We start from the raw sequence: 16434 nt of genomic DNA, 5'->3' as shown, positions 1-16434 counted from the left end.
GAGATCCTCTCAGGGCAGGAAGCTTGCCAGTTTCTCGGGCAATACAGGTTTCAGGTTCTTCAAGGCCGTGTCCAGAACAGTGGCGCTATAAGCCTCGCGCCACCAGATGCGGTCGCTGAGCGAGAACAGGTGGATGACCACCGCCACCACCAGCACCGCCAGCGCGCCGCGCGCCAGACCGAACACCGCACCGAGCACGCGATCCACCGGGCGCAAACCGACCACGGTGACCAGCTTGCGCACCAGCGACGCGACGAGCCCGATGCCAAACGCCACCAATACAAAAATCAGCACAAAAGCCACGGCATAGCGCCATATGGCGTCGGATTCACCAAAAGGCAACCACGCCGCCAAATCCTGCGCAAACAACTGGGCGCAAACAAAGGCCGCCACCCAGCCCGCCAGCGAAATCACCTCGAACAACAGTCCGCGCCACAGGCCGACCAGCATCGACAACCCGAGCACGATGACGACAAACCAGTCCAGCGGCGCCACGAATGCAGTCGTCCGCTACAGCGAAATCACGGCCGCCGGCAGCGCCAAATCCTTGATCTTGCCTGCCGCCTTGTCTGCATCGGCGCGCGATGCGAAGGGGCCGACGCGCACACGGGTGCGCTCGCCGTCGGCCGTCTTCGCCACGTTGGTATAGGTCTTCAGGCCGGCTTTTTCCAGCTTCTGGCGCACTTCGCGGGCCTTGGCCGCATCGGCGAAGGCGCCCACCTGGACGATGAAGCGGCCCGCATCGTCGGCAGTCGCAGCGGCTGCGGGCTTGGCTGCAACCTGTGACGCACTGCCTTCCAGCAAGGCGCGCGCACGGGCGCCGTCGTCGTTGGCCGGCGGCTTGGGCGCAGCGGGCTTGACTTCCACCTTGGGCTCCGGCTTCGGCTCGGGTTTTGCTTCGGGCTTGTGTTCTGGCTTGGCCTCGGCCTTGACCTCAGGCTTGGGCTCCGGCCTGGGTTCGGGCTTCGGCGCCTCGACCCTGGCCTCAGGCTTGGGCGCGGACTGCGGCTTGGCGGGTGTCACCACTTCAGAGCCATCGGCGTTCTCGGTGATGATGCCGTCGGAGCCCGACGTGGAGGCTTGGGCCATCCGCTTGTCGGGGTCGACCTTGGGCGCCGCGCTGGGCGCGGGCGTTGCGGGAATGCCCAGCGGCTTGGCCTTGGCGCGGTCCGGAATCTCGATGGGAATATCAGACGCCACAGGACGTGGCTGGGTGTCGAACAGCAGCGGGAAACCGATCACGCCCAGCAACACCAGCACAGCCGCGCCGAGGAGGCGGTGGCGGGCGCGGCGGCGCATGGCTTCCACGCTTTCCGCTGGCGGGGCAGACGCAGGCACATTGCGTCCTTCGTTGCCCGGTTGGCCATTGGTACGGAACTTGAAAAACGCCATGAACTTCGATCCTGAGGGTGCAGCGTGATGTGAAAGCGGAGCCGGAAATCAGGCCGATCAGGCATCTGGCAGCAGGTGTCTGGCTTGCAGACGGGGCGTTCCGTGCTCGAGCACGCCACCCACCGTGAAGAACGATCCGAAGACAATGATTCTATCAGTGGCCTCTGCGCGATCGATCGCGGCTTGAAGGGCCTCCATCGGCGAGGCGTGCGTACTTTCCGCTACGTCCGACCGCGTGTTTTGCGCCTTCCACTGCGCCGCCAGGTCGATGGCATGCGCGGCCCGCGGCGTGGGCAGATCGGTGAAGTACCAGCGGTCGATCAGCGGCGAGATGCGCGCAAAGATGGGTGCCAGGTCCTTGTCCGCCATGACGCCGAACACCGCGTGCGTGGTCGGAAAGAAGCCCATCGCGTCCAGGTTCTCGGCCAGCGCCGCGACGGCGTGTGCGTTGTGCGCCACATCCAGCACCAGCGTGGGTTGGCCCGGCACGATCTGGAAGCGGCCCGGCAATTCGACCATCGCCAGGCCCACGCGAATGGCCTGCGCCGTCACCGGCAGGCGCTGGCGCAGCGACTCCAGCGCGGCCAGCACGCCCGCAGCGTTGATGAGCTGGTTGGCGCCACGCAACGAGGGGTAGGCCAGGCCGCTGTAGCGCCGGCCGCGGCCGCTCCAGCCCCATTGCTGCTTGTCGCCCGCGACGTTGAAGTCGTGGCCGAATCGCCAGAGATCGGCGCCAATCTCGCGTGCGCGTTCCAACACGCTTGCCGGCGGCATGGGGTCGCTCACGATGGCCGGCTTGCCGCCGCGCAGGATGCCCGCCTTCTCGAAGCCGATGCTCTCCCGATCGGGCCCCAGGAAATCCATGTGGTCCAGGTCGATGCTGGTGATGACGGCGCAGTCCGGGTCGATGATGTTGACGGCATCCAGCCGGCCGCCGAGCCCGACCTCGAGGATCGCGGCGTCCACGCCCTCCGAAGCCATGCACCGCAAGATCGCCAGCGTGGTGAACTCGAAGTAGGTGAGCGACACCTCACTGCGCGCCGCCTCCACCGCCTGGAAGTGCGGCACGAGCTTGTCGCCCTCCACCATCTGCCCCGACAGGCGCAGGCGCTCCTCGAAGTGCACCAGGTGCGGCGAGGTGTACACGCCCGTGCGATAGCCGGCATTCAGCAGGATCGATTCCAGCATGGCGCAGGTCGAACCCTTGCCGTTGGTGCCCGCCACGGTGATGACGGGGCAAGTGAAAGCGAGCCCGAGGCGCTGCGCAACGACGCGCACGCGGTCCAGCCCGAGCTCGATGTTCTTGGAGTGCAGTTGCTCGGCGTGTGCGAGCCAGTCGGCAAGGGTATTCATGGAGGCCAGAATTGTCGCCGACCCGACGCGGCGGCATGATTGGCCCCATGACCAAAGTTTTCGGCATCCCCAATTGCGACACCGTCAAGCGCGCCCGCGCATGGCTCGACGAACATGGCGTCGCCTACACCTTTCACGACTTCAAGAAGCAAGGCGTCCCCGAGGCGCAACTCGACCGCTGGCTGCGTTCACCCGGATGGGAGTCGCTGGTCAACCGCCGCGGCACCACATGGCGACGGCTGGACGACGAAACGCGCGCGGCCGTCGTCGATTCGGCCTCGGCGCGCCAGGCGCTGCTGGCCAACCCGAGCCTGATCAAGCGGCCGGTCGTCGAATGGTCCGCTGGCGCCGACGCCACGGTCGGATTTGACGCTGACGAATGGCAAGGCCGCGTAAAGGGCTGAACCTCGGCCACGAAACTGCGTCAAATCGGCCATGAGGCGGGCCAGTCCTGCGGACCTGACGTGAGGAAATTCATATGAAAACAGCATTGCGCGCCCTTCTGGGCACATCACTCCTGGCGGCGCTGGCCGCTGCCAATCCGGCGTTTGCCCAGCTGGAACAGGGACGGGTGATCTCCAGCACCCCCATCCGCACCCCCGACGGCGTCGCGGGTTACTCGGTGACTTACGAATACGCCGGCCGCCAGTACACGACCCGCACCGATTCGCCGCCCGGCAAGAGCATTCCGCTGCAGGTGACGCCCATGGGCGTGGCCACCTCGTCGCCGGGGCAAGACGCGCAGCAGTACGCTGACGACGCTGGCGACCAGCAGCAAGCCCCGATGGCCGACAACGGTGACGCGCCATGGCGCACCGCGGTTCCGGAGCCCGGCGTCGTGGTGTCCGGCACCGGTGCGCCTGCGGTCTATCCGGGCGCCGCATACCCCTACCCCGCCCCGGCGTATGGCTACCCGGCGCCGGTGTACGCACCCGCGCCGGTCTACGGCTATGGCTACGGGTACGGCTACCCCTATGCCTATCCCCCGATCGGTGTTTCGCTGAACCTGGGCTACTCGCGCGGCTGGGGCGGTGGCTACTACCGCCGCGGCTGGCGCTGATCCCGGCCAGTCCGCGCGCCTAAAATCGCCTTTGAAAGGCGATATGACGACATGACCACCAACACCTCCGCATCCATGAGCAACGTGAGCGTTGCCACCAAGGCCAACGTCTACTTCGACGGCAAGTGCGTGAGCCACAGCCTGACACTGCCGGACGGCACCAAGAAGTCCGTCGGCGTCGTGCTGCCCTCGACCCTGACCTTCAACACCGGCGCGCCGGAAGTCATGGAAGGCACGGGCGGCAGCTGCGAATACCTGCTGGCGGGCAGCAAGGAATGGGTGCGTTCCGGCGCGGGCGAAAAGTTCAGCGTGCCGGGCGACTCCAGCTTCCAGATCCGCGTGACGGGCGAGCCCTACAGCTACATCTGCCACTTCGGCTGAACCGGCAACACATTCCAAAAAAATCGCCACCCCCGGGTGGCTTTTTCTTGCCCGTTCAGTCGCCACCGCCTCCGCAGCCACCACCGCATCCACTGCCGCCGTCACCACCGCCGTCGCCGCCGCCAGATGAGGACTCGCTCCCGCCAAAGCCGCCCGCATCGCCAGACCCGGAATCCGAGTCGCTGAAGCTGGTGCCGCAGTAGGCATCGGAACCGCTGGCGCGGTCGATGGCGCGGCAGTCCGGCGTGTACTTGAAGCCGCCCTCGACGTCGAACTTGGCGTCGAGCGCAAACAGCAATGGCAGGCGCGCCGGCTTGCGCGGATCAATGCTTTCTTCCTTGCAGGCCCAATACCACGTGCGGCGCAGACCATCGTTGCGCCGGGCATCGCGGCCCAGCACCTCCGCCGGCGTGTGGTGCAGCATTCCACCGAAGGCGGCCGCGCACCAGCTCTGGTAGCCCTGCGTGTGCAGGATGTAGGCGTGCCAGGCCTCGTCGACCAGTTTCGACGGCATGGCTACGAACTTGCGACCCGAACGCAGGTGCGCCAGGAAGAATTGGCGCAGGCCATGCAGCACCAGGTCGGTGTCGCGGGGACGCAATTGCGGATACGCGGCGACGAGCTTGCCGGCCAGAAAGGGCGGAAACCTGGCCTCGCGGATGAAGCGCCGGCGCAGGCTGCCTTCCAGTGCCTTGAGCGCGCCCGAAAGCAGCACCGAGAACACAACGACAAGCCAGAACGCAAAACTCGTTCGCCACAAGGCAAATGCCGCAATGCCCGGCAGCCACAGCCCTCGGCGCGCCCACACGAGCAGGTTGATGCGGCGGCGAAAGTTGAGTTCGGGCAGCAACATCCGGTGCGCTACACCACCACCGGCTCGGGCTCCAGCCGGATGCCGAACCGCTCATAGACGCTGGTCTGGATCGCCTTGGCAAGCGTCATGACCTCGCCACCGGTCACGGGGTTCTTCGAGCCGCCCCGGTTGACCAGCACGAGCGCCTGCTTTTCATAGACGCCCGCATTGCCGACGGACTTGCCTTTCCAGCCGCAGGCGTCGATGAGCCAACCGGCCGCCAGCTTGATGCTGCCGTCGTGCATCGGGTAGTGAACGATCCTGGGTTCGCGCGCAATGATGTCGGCGCATTGCTCGGCCGTGACGGTCGGGTTCTTGAAGAAGCTGCCTGCGTTGCCCAGCACGCGCCAGTCGGGCAGTTTGGCGCGGCGGATCGCGCAGATCCAGTCGAAGATTTCCATGGCGCTGGGCGCAGCGTTGCCGGTCTCGGCCATCTTGCGTTCGAGGTCGAGGTAGCCCAGCACCGGCTTCCAGGGCTTGGGCAGCCGAAAGCGCACCTTGGTGATGATCGACCGGCCCGCGAGCCCGAAATCATTGGCGCCGTCGCCGACGTGCTTGAACACCGAATCGCGGTAGCCGAACGCGCACTGCGCGGCGTTCAGCGTGAACGTCTTGCCGGTGTGCAGGTCGATGCCGTCCAGCGACTCGAAACGGTCTTGCAGTTCGACACCGTAGGCGCCGATGTTTTGCACGGGCGATCCGCCGACGGTGCCGGGAATCAGCGCAAGATTTTCAAGGCCCGGGTAGCCCTGCTCCAGCATCCACTGCACCGTGTCGTGCCAGACCTCGCCGGCACCGACTTCGACGATCCACGCGCGGGGGCCGTTCTCCACCAGTTCGCGCCCCTTGATTTCCACTTTGAGAACCAAAGACTTCACATCCCCGGTGAGCACGATGTTGCTGCCGCCGCCCAGCACGAATTTAGGCGCGCCGCGCCACTGTGCATCGGCCAGCACCTGCAACACGTCGGCCGTATTGCACACGCGCACCAGATTTTGCGCACGGGCCACGATGCCGAAGCTGTTGTACGGTTGCAGCGGGACGTTTTGTTCCACGATCATGGGAGAATTGTCGCATTCACTCACAAATGCTCCGCGTCAGGAGATCTCATGCCTTCCTTTGATACCGTCTGCGAACCCAACCTGCCTGAAGTGAAAAACGCCGTGGAGAACACGGCCAAGGAAATCGCAACGCGCTTTGACTTCAAGGGAACTGCGGCGGCCGTCGAACTGAAGGACAAGGAGATCACCCTCACCGGGGACGCGGAATTCCAGCTGGTGCAGGTGGAAGACATCTTGCGCAGCAAACTCACCAAGCGCAACGTCGACGTGCGTTTTCTTGACAAGGGCGCCGTGCAGAAAATCGGCGGCGACAAGGTCAAGCAGGTCATCAAGGTCAAGAGCGGCATCGAGTCGGAGCAGGCCAAGAAGATCACCCGCATCATCAAGGACAGCAAGATGAAGGTGCAGGCCGCCATCCAGGGCGACGCCGTGCGCATCACCGGCGCCAAGCGCGACGATCTGCAAGCCGCCATGGCGCTCATCAAGAAGGACGTGCCGGACATGCCGCTGTCTTTCAACAACTTTCGCGACTGATCTTTCAACATGAATCCGATCCGGGCAGCGGTCGTCGCGCTGGCGACGGTGGGAATCTGGGCGACTGCGGCCCAGGCTGCTTCCGTCACCCTTACCGGCACCATTGGCGGCCGCGCCATCCTCATCGTCGATGGGGCCGCGCCTCGTACCGTGGCGCCGGGTGAAAAGCTCGGCAATGTCCGGCTCGTTTCGGTGCAAGGCGACCAGGCGGTGGTCGAGGTGGATGGGCAGCGCATTCCCTTGCGCATGGATTCGCCGGTGAGCGTGGGCGCAAGCGCACCGCGTGCCAGCGGCACCCGCATCGTCCTGCCGGCCAACAGCGGCGGGCATTTCCTGACGCAGGGCACCATCAATGGCCGCTCGGTCAACTTCATGCTGGACACGGGCGCAACGGTGGTGGCCATTTCCGCCGCCGACGCGGTGCGCATCGGACTGGACTACAAGAAGGGCCAGCCGGTGCGCATCAACACCGCCAACGGCGACTCCTCCGGCTACCGGCTCAAGCTCGGCTCGATACGCGTCGGCGACGTCGAGGTGTATGACGTCGATGCCATCGTGTCCGAACAACCCATGCCCTATGTCCTGCTGGGCAACAGCTTCATCGGCCGCTTCTCGATGCAGCGCGACGCCGACCAGATGGTGCTCGAAAAGCGCTATTGAATCCGCGCTACGCGGTTTGCGCCGCGGTCACCACGATCTCGATCCTGTACTCGGCCTTGGCCATCAGCGCCTGAACCGTCGCACGCGGCGGCGTGTTGCCGGCGGGAATCCACGCGTCCCAAACGGTGTTCATGTCGCCGATCTCGCTGATGTCCTTCAGGAAGATCTGCGCCATCAGGATGCGCGACTTGTCGCTGCCGGCCTCCAGCAGCAGGCGCTCCACCATGCCGAGCACCTCGGCCGTCTGGCCCTTGATGTCCTTGCTGAGGTCGTCCGGCACCTGTCCGGCGAGGTACACGGTGCCGTTGTGCACCGCGGTTTCGCTCAGTCGCGCGCCGACGTGAAAGCGTTGGATGTTGGCCATGTCGTCAGTTCCCTTCGGTTTTCTTTTTCGAACCCAGTTTCGATTCCGTGCCGGCGGCCAGGCGACGGATGTTTTCGCGATGCCGCCAGAACAGCAGCAGGCTCATGACCACCAGCGCGACCAGCGTCGTACCGTCCAGCGGCCAGACGATACGCCCACCCAGCAGGTAGTAGGCCGGCGCAAAGAATGCCGCCGCCAGCGAGGCGAGCGAGGAATAGCGAAAAAAGAAGGCCACGATCAGCCAGGTGGCGCCGGTCGACAGGCCCAGCAGCCAGTCCAGGCCGAACAGCACGCCCGCCGCCGTGGCAACGCCCTTGCCACCCTGAAACCCGAAGAACACCGGGTACAGGTGCCCCAGGAACGCGGCCAGGCCCGCCAATGCAGCCGTCCCCATGCCCAGGCCATAGGGCGCGCCGAAATGCTGGATCAGGAAAACCGGCAACCACCCTTTCAACGCGTCGAGCACGAGGGTGGCGAGTGCGGCGCTCTTTCGTCCCGAACGCAGCACGTTGGTCGCGCCGGGGTTCTTGCTGCCGTAGCTGCGCGGGTCGTCCATGCCCATCACCTTGCTGACGATCACCGCAAAGGAAAGCGAACCCAGCAGATAGGACGCGACGATCGCGAGCAGGGAAGGAAGATCAAAACTCAAGACGCGCGCTCCAGCCGACAAATGAAGCGCGCTATTCTGCCAGCGCGCACTGCACCGGCTTCGCGCCGAGCAGCGCCACGCAAACCTGCGGCTCGATGCCCACCAGGTAACCGCGCCGTCCGCCATTGATGGCGATGCGCGGCAAATCGAGAATCGTCGACTCGATATAGACCGGCATGTCGCGCCGCGTGCCGAAGGGCGAGGTGCCGCCCACGAGGTAGCCGCTGTGCCGGTTGGCCACCTCCGGCTTGCACGGCTCGACCGACTTGGCGCCGATCTGGCGCGCAAGGTTCTTGGTCGACACCGTGCGGTTGCCGTGCATCAGCACCAGCAAGGGCTTGGCGTCCTGATCCTGCATGACGAGCGTCTTCACCACCGTGAAGGGGTCGAGCCCGAGCACCTGCGCACTGTGCTGCGCCCCGCCGTGCTCCAGGTACTCGTAGGGATGCTCGGTGAACGCGACCTTGTTGGCGCGCAGCATCTGCGTGGCCGGCGTTTCCGAGACGTGCGCCTTCTTGCTCACACTGCAGGATCCCGGATTTCCCAGCGGATCTTGTCAATTTCGCCCAGGATTTCGGTCGAGAGCGTGGTGCCCCAGGCGTCGAGGTCTTCGTCGAGTTGCGCCACGGTGGTCACGCCAATGATGGTGCTGGCCACCTTGGCATTCTGGTAGCAGAACGCCAGTGCCATCTGCGTGGGCGTGAGGCCGTTGTCGCGTGCCAGCGCGTTGTAGCGGCGAGCGGCTTTCAGCGCGTCGGCGCGGCCCCAGCGCTGCTTGCGCACCGATTCGAATTTCGCAATGCGTGCATCCTTGGGGGCTTCCGGGCCATCCGTGCCGCTCTGGTCGTACTTGCCCGTCAGCAGGCCGAAGGCCAGCGGCGAATAGGCCAGCAGCGAGACGCCCAGTCGATGCATCGTTTCGTCGAGGCCGTTTTCGGGGATGCGGTTCACAAGGCAATAGGCGTTCTGCACGGTGGCGACGCGCGGCAGGCCATGCTGCTCGGCCAGGCGAACGAACTCGTGCACGCCATAAGGCGTCTCGTTCGACAGGCCGATGGTGCGCACCTTGCCTTCCTTCACCAGGCCGGCAAAGGCGTCGAGTTGCTCGTGGATCGACGTGACGGAGCGCTCCAGCTTGGGGTCGTACACCATTGAGCCGAAGGCGGGCGTGTGGCGCTCGGGCCAGTGGATCTGGTAGAGGTCGATCACGTCCGTTTTCAGGCGCTTGAGGCTCGCGTTGCACGAGGCGACGATGTCGGCAGCCGTCATGCCGCCTCCTTCGCGTACCCACGGCATGCCGCGCGAGGGGCCTGCCACCTTGGTGGCCAGCACGAGCTTCTGGCGCGCGCCGGGGTTGCTGGCGAACCAGTTGCCAATGATCGTCTCGGTGGCGCCAAAGGTCTCCTTGCGCGCCGGCACGGCGTACATCTCGGCCGTGTCGATGAAATTCACACCGCGTTCCAGCGAACGGTCGAGCACGGCGTGAGCGACCTGCTCGCTCACCTGCTCCCCGAAAGTCATCGTGCCAAGGCAGATGGGGGTGACTTGAAGATCGCTCTGGCCGAGCCGGACGTTGGATGTGAGGGATGTCATGCGCCCGATTCTAGAAAGACGCAACGCTTTGTGTCTTGCACAGGACTTGGACAAGTCGGCGGTCTGCTTATCATCGTTTGCATGTACACCCCACGCCGCGTTTCCCGAAGCGAATTCATTCCCCTGCGCGGGCTCGACCACCACGTTCGCATCTGGGGCGAGTTGTCGCCTGGGCGTCCGCCCATCGTCATGCTGCATGGCTGGATGGACGTGGGCGCTTCGTTCCAGTTCGTAGTGGATGCCCTCGCCAGCGAGCGCCCGGTGATCGCGCCGGACTGGCGCGGCTTCGGCCTGACGGACGCGCGCGGCACCGACAACTTCTGGTTTCCCGACTACCTGGCCGACCTGGACGGCCTGCTCGACCACTACCTGCCCGACCAGGCGGTCGACATCGTCGGGCACAGCATGGGCGGCAACGTCTCGATGTTCTACGCCGGTGCCCGCCCACAGCGCGTCCGGCGCATGGTCAACCTCGAAGGCTTCGGCATGCCGCAGACGCGGCCCGAACAGGCACCCGCGCGCTACGCCAGGTGGATGGACGAACTCAAGCAGTGGAAGCGCGGCGAACTGGACCTGCAAACCTACCCCGAACCCGGCGGCGTCGCGCGACGCCTGATGCGCACCAATCCACGCCTGTCGAAGGACAAGGCCGACTGGCTGGCCTCGCACTGGGCCGGCCCCACCACGCGCGCCGACGGCTCGACGGGCTGGGGCATCCTGGGCGATGCCGCGCACAAGATCGTCAATGCCAACCTGTACCGCGTGGACGAGGCCATCGAGATCTACAAGAACATCACGGCCCCCGTGCTGGCCGTCGATGCGGTGGACGGCATCGTCAAGACGTGGAAATCGCGAGGCATCGACGAAGACATGCTGGCGCGGCTGCACGCCGTGCCGGGCCTCACGCGCCTGACGCTGCAGGATGCCGGCCACATGCTGCATCACGACCAGCCCGGGCAGGTCGCCGCCGTCATCGAGGCGCACCTCAACGGGCCCTGAAAACGCATCTGCGAGAATCGTCCCAACCAAATCGCAGTTCCGCGAGGACCAAACAGATGAAATTTACAGCGACCGCTCGCGTCGCCAGCTTGGCCATTGCCATGCTGGGCGCCGCACATGCACCGGCCCTGCATGCCCAGGAAACCAGCGTCATTCCCAAGGAAACGGCGTGGGAAGTCACGATTTCGCCCTATGCGTATCACTTCAGCAAGGACGACACCCACAAAGCGGTGTGGCTCATCGGCCTTGAAAGGCAATACGACGACGGCTGGCTCTGGGGTGGCGCCTACTTCAGCAATTCCTTCGGTCAGAAATCCGGAACTGCGTACTTCGGCTACATCTGGAACAACTTGTTCGACGTGCCTGCCCTCTACGTCAAGCTGACCGCCGGCATCATGTACGGCTACGTCGAGCCCTACGAGGACAAGGTTCCGTTCAACCACAACGGCTGGTCGCCGACCGTCGTGCCGGCGGTGGGTTACCGCCTGACCTCCAAGGATGCCCTGCAAGTCGCCCTGCTCGGCACGGCCGGCCTGCTCTTCTCCTACAACCGCCGGTTCTGATCGCCTACAACAGGCCATCCGGCACCAGCCGCATGGCCTTTGCGCACCGTGAGAAAATGCCGGGTTTCTCCCAAACACCGCCAAGGACACTCTCATGGATGCAGAACAAATCAACCAAATCGGCGCCACCCTTGCGGACCTGAGCCAGCGCACGGTGGATCTCCGGAGGTATCTTTGACGCCGATGCCAAAGCTGAACGTCTGCGCACGGTAAACGCGTCGCTCGAAGACCCCACGGTCTGGAACGACCCCAAGAAGGCCCAGGAGCTGGGCAAGGAAAAGAAGGCGCTCGACGGCGTCGTGCTCACGCTCGACAAGCTGACCAGCGGCCTGTCCGACAACACCGAGCTTTTCGAGATGTCGAAGGCTGACGGCGACATGGACGGCCTGCAGGCCATCGCCGACGACGCGGCCGGCCTGCAAAAGGAAATCGAGCAGCTTGAATTCCGCCGGATGTTCAACAACCCGGCCGACCCGCTCAACGCCTTCATCGACATCCAGGCCGGCGCCGGCGGCACGGAGGCCTGCGACTGGGCCAGCATGCTGCTGCGCCAGTACCTGAAGTACGCCGAGCGCAAGGGCTTCAAGACGCAGATCGAAGACGAAACCCCGGGCGACACCGCCGGCATCAAGGGCGCGACCATCAAGGTCGACGGCGACTACGCCTTCGGCCTGCTGCGCACCGAAACCGGCGTGCACCGCCTGGTGCGCAAGTCGCCCTTCGATTCGTCGGGCGGGCGTCACACGAGCTTTGCCAGCATCTTCGTGTACCCGGAAATCGATGATTCGATCGAAATCGAGATCAATCCTTCGGACGTGCGCACCGACACCTTCCGTGCCAGCGGCGCGGGCGGCCAGCACATCAACAAGACCGACTCGGCCGTGCGCCTGACGCACATTCCGACCGGCATCGTCGTGCAGTGCCAGGACGGCCGCAGCCAGCACAGCAACCGCGACGTGGCGTGGAAGCGCCTGCGTTCGCGCCTGTACGACCACGAGATGCGCAAGCGCCAGGAAGAGCAGCAGAAGCTGGAAGACTCCAAGACCGACGTGGGCTGGGGCCACCAGATTCGCAGCTACGTGCTGGACAACAGCCGCATCAAGGACCTGCGCACCAACGTCGAAGTCTCGGCGACGCAGAAGGTGCTGGACGGCGACCTTGACGTTTTCATCGAGGCCTCGCTCAAGCAGGGCGTGTAAGGTCGCGCTTTTTGGACAACCAGAAAAAAAATTCGCTGGAGACACCCGATGCAATTTCGTGACGCCCAAGGGCACCCCGTGGCCATCCGCCGCGAGGACTACGCCGCCCCGGCCTACTGGATCGACACGGTCGAGCTGACCTTTGACCTCGACCCCGCCAAGACGCGCGTGCTCAACCGCATGCAGATGCGCCGCAACCCCGAGGTGCCGGTGCAGCCGCTGCGCCTGGATGGCGACGAGCTGAATCTGGCGCGCGTGCTGGTCAACGGCCAGGGCGCGTCCTTCCGCGTTGAAGCCGAGCAACTGGTGCTCGACAACCTGCCCGATGCTTTCGAGCTGGAGGTCTTCACCACCTGCGCGCCGATCAAGAACACCAAGTTGATGGGCCTGTTCGTCAGCGAGGACACCTTCTTCACGCAATGCGAGGCCGAGGGCTTCCGACGCATCACCTACTTCCTGGACCGCCCGGACGTGATGGCGAGCTATTCGGTGCTGCTGCGTGCCAACAAGGCGGCGTACCCGGTGCTGTTGTCCAACGGCAACCTGGTCGAGCAAGGCGACTTGCCTGAAGGCCGCCACTTTGCGAAGTGGGTCGACCCGTTCCGCAAGCCGAGCTATCTCTTCGCGCTGGTCGCCGGCAAGCTGGTGGCGCGCGAACAACGCATCACGGCACGCAACGGCAAGGAGCACTTGCTGCAGGTGTTCGTTCGCGCGGGCGATCTCGACAAGACCGAGCACGCGATGAACTCGCTGATGCACTCCATCGCCTGGGACGAGGCGCGCTTCGGCCTGCCATTGGACCTGGACCGCTTCATGATCGTCGCGACCAGCGACTTCAACATGGGCGCCATGGAGAACAAGGGCCTGAACATCTTCAACACGAAGTACGTCCTGGCCAACCAGGCGACCGCGACCGATGCGGACTACAGCAACATCGAAAGCGTCGTCGGCCACGAGTACTTCCACAACTGGACCGGCGACCGCGTGACCTGCCGCGACTGGTTCCAGCTCTCGCTCAAGGAAGGCCTCACGGTGTTCCGCGACCAGGAGTTCTCGCAGGACCTGTGCGCGGATGCGTCGGCACGCGCCGTCAAGCGCATCGAAGACGTTCGTGTCTTGCGCACCGCGCAGTTCCCCGAAGACGCCGGCCCGATGGCGCACCCGGTGCGTCCGGACAGCTACATCGAGATCAGCAACTTCTACACCGTCACCATCTACGAAAAGGGTGCCGAGGTCGTTCGCATGATGCAGACGCTGGTGGGCCGCGAAGGTTTCGCGCTTGGCATGAAGCTCTACTTCGAGCGTCATGACGGCCAAGCCGTGACCTGCGATGAATTTGCGCAGGCCATTGCCGATGCGAACCCGCACTCGGATCTTGCGCGACTGTTGCCGCAATTCAAGCGCTGGTACAGCCAGGCCGGCACGCCACGCCTGTCTGCACGCGGCAGCTACGACCCTGACGAACGCACCTACACGCTGCACATCGACCAAAGCTGCGCGCCGACGCCGGGCCAGGCCGACAAGGAGCCCTTCGTCATCCCCGTCAACGTCGGCCTCATCGGCCAGGACGGGCGCGAGCTCGCCCCGACGCAGACGCTGGTTGTCACGCAGGTGGGCGAGACCTTCACCTTCACCGACGTCGACAGCAAGCCGGTGCCCTCCATCCTGCGCGGCTTCAGCGCGCCGGTAATCCTGGACTTCGACTATTCGGACGCGCAGCTGCTGATGCTGCTCGAACACGACACCGACCCGTTCAACCGTTGGGAAGCCAGCCAGCGCCTGGCGCTGCGCGCGGCGATCGCCTCGATCACCAGCCCCGTCGGCGTCAACGCCGAGGCGGCCACTTTGGGCGATGCGTTCCTCGACGCGATGCGCAAGGTCCTGCGTGACCCGAAGCTCGATTCCGCCTTCAAGGAACTTGTGCTCACGCTGCCCTCGGAAACCTACATCGCCGAACAGCTCGAAGTGGTCGATCCGCAGCGCGTGCACGTCGTGCGCGAAGCCATGCGGGCGCGACTCGCGACTGCCCTCTCCGCCGAATGGGAACTGGTCTACGAACAGAACCAGGACACCGGCGCCTACAGCCCCGATCCGCGGTCGTCCGGCCGCCGTGCGTTGGCCGGCATGGCCTTGACCAACCTCTGCCTGGCCGCACGCGAGTCGGGCGACACCGTCTGGCCGGGCAAGACGTTGCAGCGCTTCAAGGACGCGGGCAACATGACCGACCGCTTCAACGCGCTCAACGCGCTTGTGGCTTCCGGCCATGCCCTGGCCGCCTCGGCGCTGGCCCGCTTCCACACCATCTTCAAGGACGAAGCGCTGGTGATCGACAAGTGGTTCTCGCTGCAAGCCGGCGCGCCGGACCGCGGCGGAGACATCCTGCCGTTGGTGCGCCAGTTGATGAAGCACCCGGACTTCTCGATCAAGAACCCGAACCGCGCGCGCAGCGTGATCTTCAGCTACTGCAGCGCCAACCCCGGCGCGTTCCACCGCCCCGACGCCGCGGGCTACGTGTTCTGGAGCGACCGCGTGATCGAGCTGGACGCGATCAACCCGCAAGTGGCCGCCCGCCTCGCGCGTGCACTCGACCGCTGGAGCAAGCTGGCCGAACCGTATCGCAGCGCGGCGCGCGAAGCCATTGCGCGCGTTGCGGCCAAGCCGGACCTGAGCAAGGACACGCAGGAAGTCGTGACGCGCGCCCTGGGTGGCTGACCCTCAGGCCCCGAATAACTTTTGATATCCACTACATGGCCCACAAGATCTCCCTCACCCGATACCTCGTCGAGCAGCAGCGCGTCGATGGATCGATTCCTTCGCAGCTGCGGCTTCTGCTTGAAGTCGTGGCACGTGCCTGCAAGAGCATCAGCCAGGCCGTCAACAAGGGCGCGCTCGGCGGCGTGCTCGGCTCGGCCGAGTCCGAGAACGTGCAAGGCGAAATCCAGAAGAAGCTGGACATCATCGCCAACGAAGTGCTGATCGAGGCCAACGAATGGGGCGGTCATCTGGCAGCCATGGCCAGCGAGGAAATGGACACCATCCACCTGGTGCCCAACCGCTATCCGCAAGGTGAATACCTGCTGCTGTTCGATCCGCTCGACGGCTCGTCGAACATCGACGTGAACGTGAGCATCGGCACCATCTTCAGCGTGCTGAAAAAGCCCGAAGGCCAGCAGGGCGTGCAGGAATCGGACTTCCTGCAGGCGGGTGCCAAACAGGTGGCCGCGGGCTACTGCATCTACGGCCCGCAAACGACACTGGTGCTCACCGTCGGCGACGGCGTCGCGATGTTCACGCTCGACCGCGAACAGGGTTCCTTCATGCTCACGCAGGAGAACATCCAGATTCCGGCCGACACCAAGGAATTCGCGATCAACATGAGCAACATGCGCCACTGGGACGAACCGGTGAAGCGCTACATCGACGAATGCCTTGCCGGCAAGGAAGGTCCGCGCGGCAAGGACTTCAACATGCGCTGGATCGCCAGCATGGTGACCGACGTGCATCGCATCCTGATGCGCGGCGGCATCTTCATGTATCCATGGGACAAGCGCGAACCCGAAAAGGCCGGCAAGCTGCGCCTGATGTATGAAGCCAACCCCATGAGCTGGATCGTTGAACAGGCCGGCGGCATGGCCACCAACGGACGCCAGCGCATCCTCGACCTGGAGCCCACCAAGCTCCACGAACGCGTTTCTGTGTTGTTGGGATCAAAAAATGAAGTTGAGCGCGTGACTCGGTATCACGACGCGCTATAATAGAAAGCTAGCCTAATC

19 protein-coding genes are annotated in these 16434 nt (G+C 64.8%); 10 read left to right on the top strand and 9 right to left on the bottom strand.

Features of this window, described 5'->3' with window-relative positions; genetic code table 11:
• Positions 1 to 9 precede the first annotated feature (9 nt).
• From QTI66_RS06910 to folC, 3 genes are read right to left on the bottom strand one after another with little or no spacing between them, the layout of a single operon-like run.
• A complete protein-coding gene (locus QTI66_RS06910; protein WP_286558418.1) occupies positions 10 to 495 on the bottom strand; it encodes a CvpA family protein in 486 nt (161 codons plus the stop codon).
• A 15-nt stretch (positions 496 to 510) separates the two neighbouring features.
• Complete coding sequence (locus QTI66_RS06905; protein WP_286558416.1) at positions 511 to 1392, bottom strand: SPOR domain-containing protein; 882 nt, start codon at positions 1390 to 1392, stop codon at positions 511 to 513.
• 57 nt (positions 1393 to 1449) lie between these two features.
• Positions 1450 to 2757: a bifunctional tetrahydrofolate synthase/dihydrofolate synthase gene (gene folC, locus QTI66_RS06900; protein ID WP_286559038.1), complete on the bottom strand. Its 1308-nt coding sequence runs from the start codon at positions 2755 to 2757 to the stop codon at positions 1450 to 1452.
• Between the two features lie 35 nt (positions 2758 to 2792).
• Here folC and QTI66_RS06895 point away from each other — a divergent pair, with 35 nt between their 5' ends.
• The 3 genes from QTI66_RS06895 (at position 2793) to ppnP (ending at position 4186) form a co-directional block, all read left to right on the top strand.
• Positions 2793 to 3149: an ArsC family reductase gene (locus QTI66_RS06895; protein ID WP_286558414.1), complete on the top strand. Its 357-nt coding sequence runs from the start codon at positions 2793 to 2795 to the stop codon at positions 3147 to 3149.
• Positions 3150 to 3223: 74 nt separating this feature from the next.
• Positions 3224 to 3805 (top strand): hypothetical protein, encoded by a 582-nt coding sequence (locus tag QTI66_RS06890; RefSeq protein ID WP_286558412.1) that lies wholly within the window; start codon positions 3224 to 3226, stop codon positions 3803 to 3805.
• Between the two features lie 51 nt (positions 3806 to 3856).
• Positions 3857 to 4186, top strand: coding sequence for a pyrimidine/purine nucleoside phosphorylase (ppnP, locus tag QTI66_RS06885; protein WP_286558411.1), 330 nt, complete (start codon positions 3857 to 3859; stop codon positions 4184 to 4186).
• 55 nt (positions 4187 to 4241) lie between these two features.
• Here the strand turns inward: ppnP and QTI66_RS06880 are convergent, their stop codons facing one another.
• The gene (locus tag QTI66_RS06880) at positions 4242 to 5039 is read right to left on the bottom strand and encodes a glycine-rich domain-containing protein (RefSeq protein ID WP_286558409.1); all 798 of its coding nucleotides are present in this window, start codon (positions 5037 to 5039) and stop codon (positions 4242 to 4244) included.
• 8 nt (positions 5040 to 5047) lie between these two features.
• Positions 5048 to 6100 carry a UDP-N-acetylmuramate dehydrogenase gene (gene murB / locus QTI66_RS06875; RefSeq protein WP_286558408.1) on the bottom strand — a complete coding sequence of 351 codons (1053 nt, stop codon included), beginning with the start codon at positions 6098 to 6100 and terminating at the stop codon, positions 5048 to 5050.
• A gap of 48 nt (positions 6101 to 6148) precedes the next feature.
• On the opposite strand from murB, the gene QTI66_RS06870 reads away from it, so the two are divergent.
• Together QTI66_RS06870 and QTI66_RS06865 are read left to right on the top strand one after the other, a co-directional pair.
• Complete coding sequence (locus tag QTI66_RS06870) at positions 6149 to 6634, top strand: YajQ family cyclic di-GMP-binding protein (protein ID WP_286558406.1); 486 nt, start codon at positions 6149 to 6151, stop codon at positions 6632 to 6634.
• Positions 6635 to 6643: 9 nt separating this feature from the next.
• Entirely contained in the window at positions 6644 to 7294 is a 651-nt protein-coding gene (locus QTI66_RS06865) for a retropepsin-like aspartic protease family protein (RefSeq protein ID WP_286558405.1), read from the top strand.
• Positions 7295 to 7301: 7 nt separating this feature from the next.
• Here QTI66_RS06865 and QTI66_RS06860 read toward each other — a convergent pair whose 3' ends face one another.
• From QTI66_RS06860 to QTI66_RS06845, 4 genes are read right to left on the bottom strand one after another with little or no spacing between them, the layout of a single operon-like run.
• The gene (locus tag QTI66_RS06860; protein WP_286558403.1) at positions 7302 to 7658 is read right to left on the bottom strand and encodes a RidA family protein; all 357 of its coding nucleotides are present in this window, start codon (positions 7656 to 7658) and stop codon (positions 7302 to 7304) included.
• Positions 7659 to 7662: 4 nt separating this feature from the next.
• Positions 7663 to 8307 carry a glycerol-3-phosphate 1-O-acyltransferase PlsY gene (gene plsY / locus QTI66_RS06855; RefSeq protein WP_286558401.1) on the bottom strand — a complete coding sequence of 215 codons (645 nt, stop codon included), beginning with the start codon at positions 8305 to 8307 and terminating at the stop codon, positions 7663 to 7665.
• A 31-nt stretch (positions 8308 to 8338) separates the two neighbouring features.
• A complete protein-coding gene (locus tag QTI66_RS06850) occupies positions 8339 to 8830 on the bottom strand; it encodes an aminoacyl-tRNA deacylase (RefSeq protein ID WP_286558399.1) in 492 nt (163 codons plus the stop codon).
• On the bottom strand, positions 8827 to 9900 hold the full coding sequence (locus QTI66_RS06845; RefSeq protein ID WP_286558398.1) for an aldo/keto reductase: 1074 nt from the start codon (positions 9898 to 9900) through the stop codon (positions 8827 to 8829). The genes QTI66_RS06850 and QTI66_RS06845 overlap by 4 nt, the downstream gene beginning before the upstream one ends.
• An 81-nt stretch (positions 9901 to 9981) precedes the next feature.
• Between QTI66_RS06845 and QTI66_RS06840 the strand changes: the two genes are divergently transcribed.
• The 5 genes from QTI66_RS06840 to QTI66_RS06820 all read left to right on the top strand — a co-directional run bounded on the left by QTI66_RS06840 (position 9982) and on the right by QTI66_RS06820 (position 16416).
• Complete coding sequence (locus tag QTI66_RS06840) at positions 9982 to 10899, top strand: alpha/beta fold hydrolase (RefSeq protein ID WP_286558397.1); 918 nt, start codon at positions 9982 to 9984, stop codon at positions 10897 to 10899.
• A 56-nt stretch (positions 10900 to 10955) separates the two neighbouring features.
• Positions 10956 to 11462 carry a hypothetical protein gene (locus QTI66_RS06835; protein WP_286558395.1) on the top strand — a complete coding sequence of 169 codons (507 nt, stop codon included), beginning with the start codon at positions 10956 to 10958 and terminating at the stop codon, positions 11460 to 11462.
• A 94-nt stretch (positions 11463 to 11556) separates the two neighbouring features.
• Positions 11557 to 12661, top strand: a protein-coding gene (gene prfB, locus QTI66_RS06830; protein ID WP_286558393.1) for a peptide chain release factor 2 whose coding sequence is annotated in 2 segments (ribosomal slippage) — positions 11557 to 11637 and positions 11639 to 12661 — 1104 coding nt in all. Because the reading frame shifts where the segments join, the coding sequence is not laid out codon by codon here.
• 48 nt (positions 12662 to 12709) lie between these two features.
• Positions 12710 to 15373, top strand: coding sequence for an aminopeptidase N (pepN, locus tag QTI66_RS06825; protein ID WP_286558391.1), 2664 nt, complete (start codon positions 12710 to 12712; stop codon positions 15371 to 15373).
• A 35-nt stretch (positions 15374 to 15408) separates the two neighbouring features.
• Positions 15409 to 16416, top strand: a complete 1008-nt coding sequence (locus QTI66_RS06820) for a class 1 fructose-bisphosphatase (protein ID WP_286558389.1) — start codon at positions 15409 to 15411, stop codon at positions 16414 to 16416.
• The last annotated feature ends 18 nt before the right edge of the window (positions 16417 to 16434 follow it).

It is taken from the genome of Variovorax brevis (assembly GCF_030317105.1).
Taxonomy (GTDB): Bacteria; Pseudomonadota; Gammaproteobacteria; order Burkholderiales; family Burkholderiaceae_C; genus Variovorax; species Variovorax brevis.
Note: the sequence above shows the minus strand (reverse complement) of the source record. Positions and strands in the feature narration are given on the sequence as shown.

What these genes read in the sequence shown, in the direction of transcription:
- QTI66_RS06845 (WP_286558398.1), bottom strand. Translation starts at nt 9,900, where the DNA reads ATGACATCCCTCACATCCAACGTCCGGCTCGGCCAGAGCGATCTTCAA.
- pepN (WP_286558391.1), top strand. Translation starts at nt 12,710, where the DNA reads ATGCAATTTCGTGACGCCCAAGGGCACCCCGTGGCCATCCGCCGCGAG.
- QTI66_RS06870 (WP_286558406.1), top strand. Translation starts at nt 6,149, where the DNA reads ATGCCTTCCTTTGATACCGTCTGCGAACCCAACCTGCCTGAAGTGAAA.
- QTI66_RS06895 (WP_286558414.1), top strand. Translation starts at nt 2,793, where the DNA reads ATGACCAAAGTTTTCGGCATCCCCAATTGCGACACCGTCAAGCGCGCC.
- QTI66_RS06890 (WP_286558412.1), top strand. Translation starts at nt 3,224, where the DNA reads ATGAAAACAGCATTGCGCGCCCTTCTGGGCACATCACTCCTGGCGGCG.
- murB (WP_286558408.1), bottom strand. Translation starts at nt 6,100, where the DNA reads ATGATCGTGGAACAAAACGTCCCGCTGCAACCGTACAACAGCTTCGGC.
- QTI66_RS06865 (WP_286558405.1), top strand. Translation starts at nt 6,644, where the DNA reads ATGAATCCGATCCGGGCAGCGGTCGTCGCGCTGGCGACGGTGGGAATC.
- ppnP (WP_286558411.1), top strand. Translation starts at nt 3,857, where the DNA reads ATGACCACCAACACCTCCGCATCCATGAGCAACGTGAGCGTTGCCACC.
- QTI66_RS06840 (WP_286558397.1), top strand. Translation starts at nt 9,982, where the DNA reads ATGTACACCCCACGCCGCGTTTCCCGAAGCGAATTCATTCCCCTGCGC.
- QTI66_RS06835 (WP_286558395.1), top strand. Translation starts at nt 10,956, where the DNA reads ATGAAATTTACAGCGACCGCTCGCGTCGCCAGCTTGGCCATTGCCATG.
- QTI66_RS06820 (WP_286558389.1), top strand. Translation starts at nt 15,409, where the DNA reads ATGGCCCACAAGATCTCCCTCACCCGATACCTCGTCGAGCAGCAGCGC.
- QTI66_RS06860 (WP_286558403.1), bottom strand. Translation starts at nt 7,658, where the DNA reads ATGGCCAACATCCAACGCTTTCACGTCGGCGCGCGACTGAGCGAAACC.
- QTI66_RS06880 (WP_286558409.1), bottom strand. Translation starts at nt 5,039, where the DNA reads ATGTTGCTGCCCGAACTCAACTTTCGCCGCCGCATCAACCTGCTCGTG.
- QTI66_RS06905 (WP_286558416.1), bottom strand. Translation starts at nt 1,392, where the DNA reads ATGGCGTTTTTCAAGTTCCGTACCAATGGCCAACCGGGCAACGAAGGA.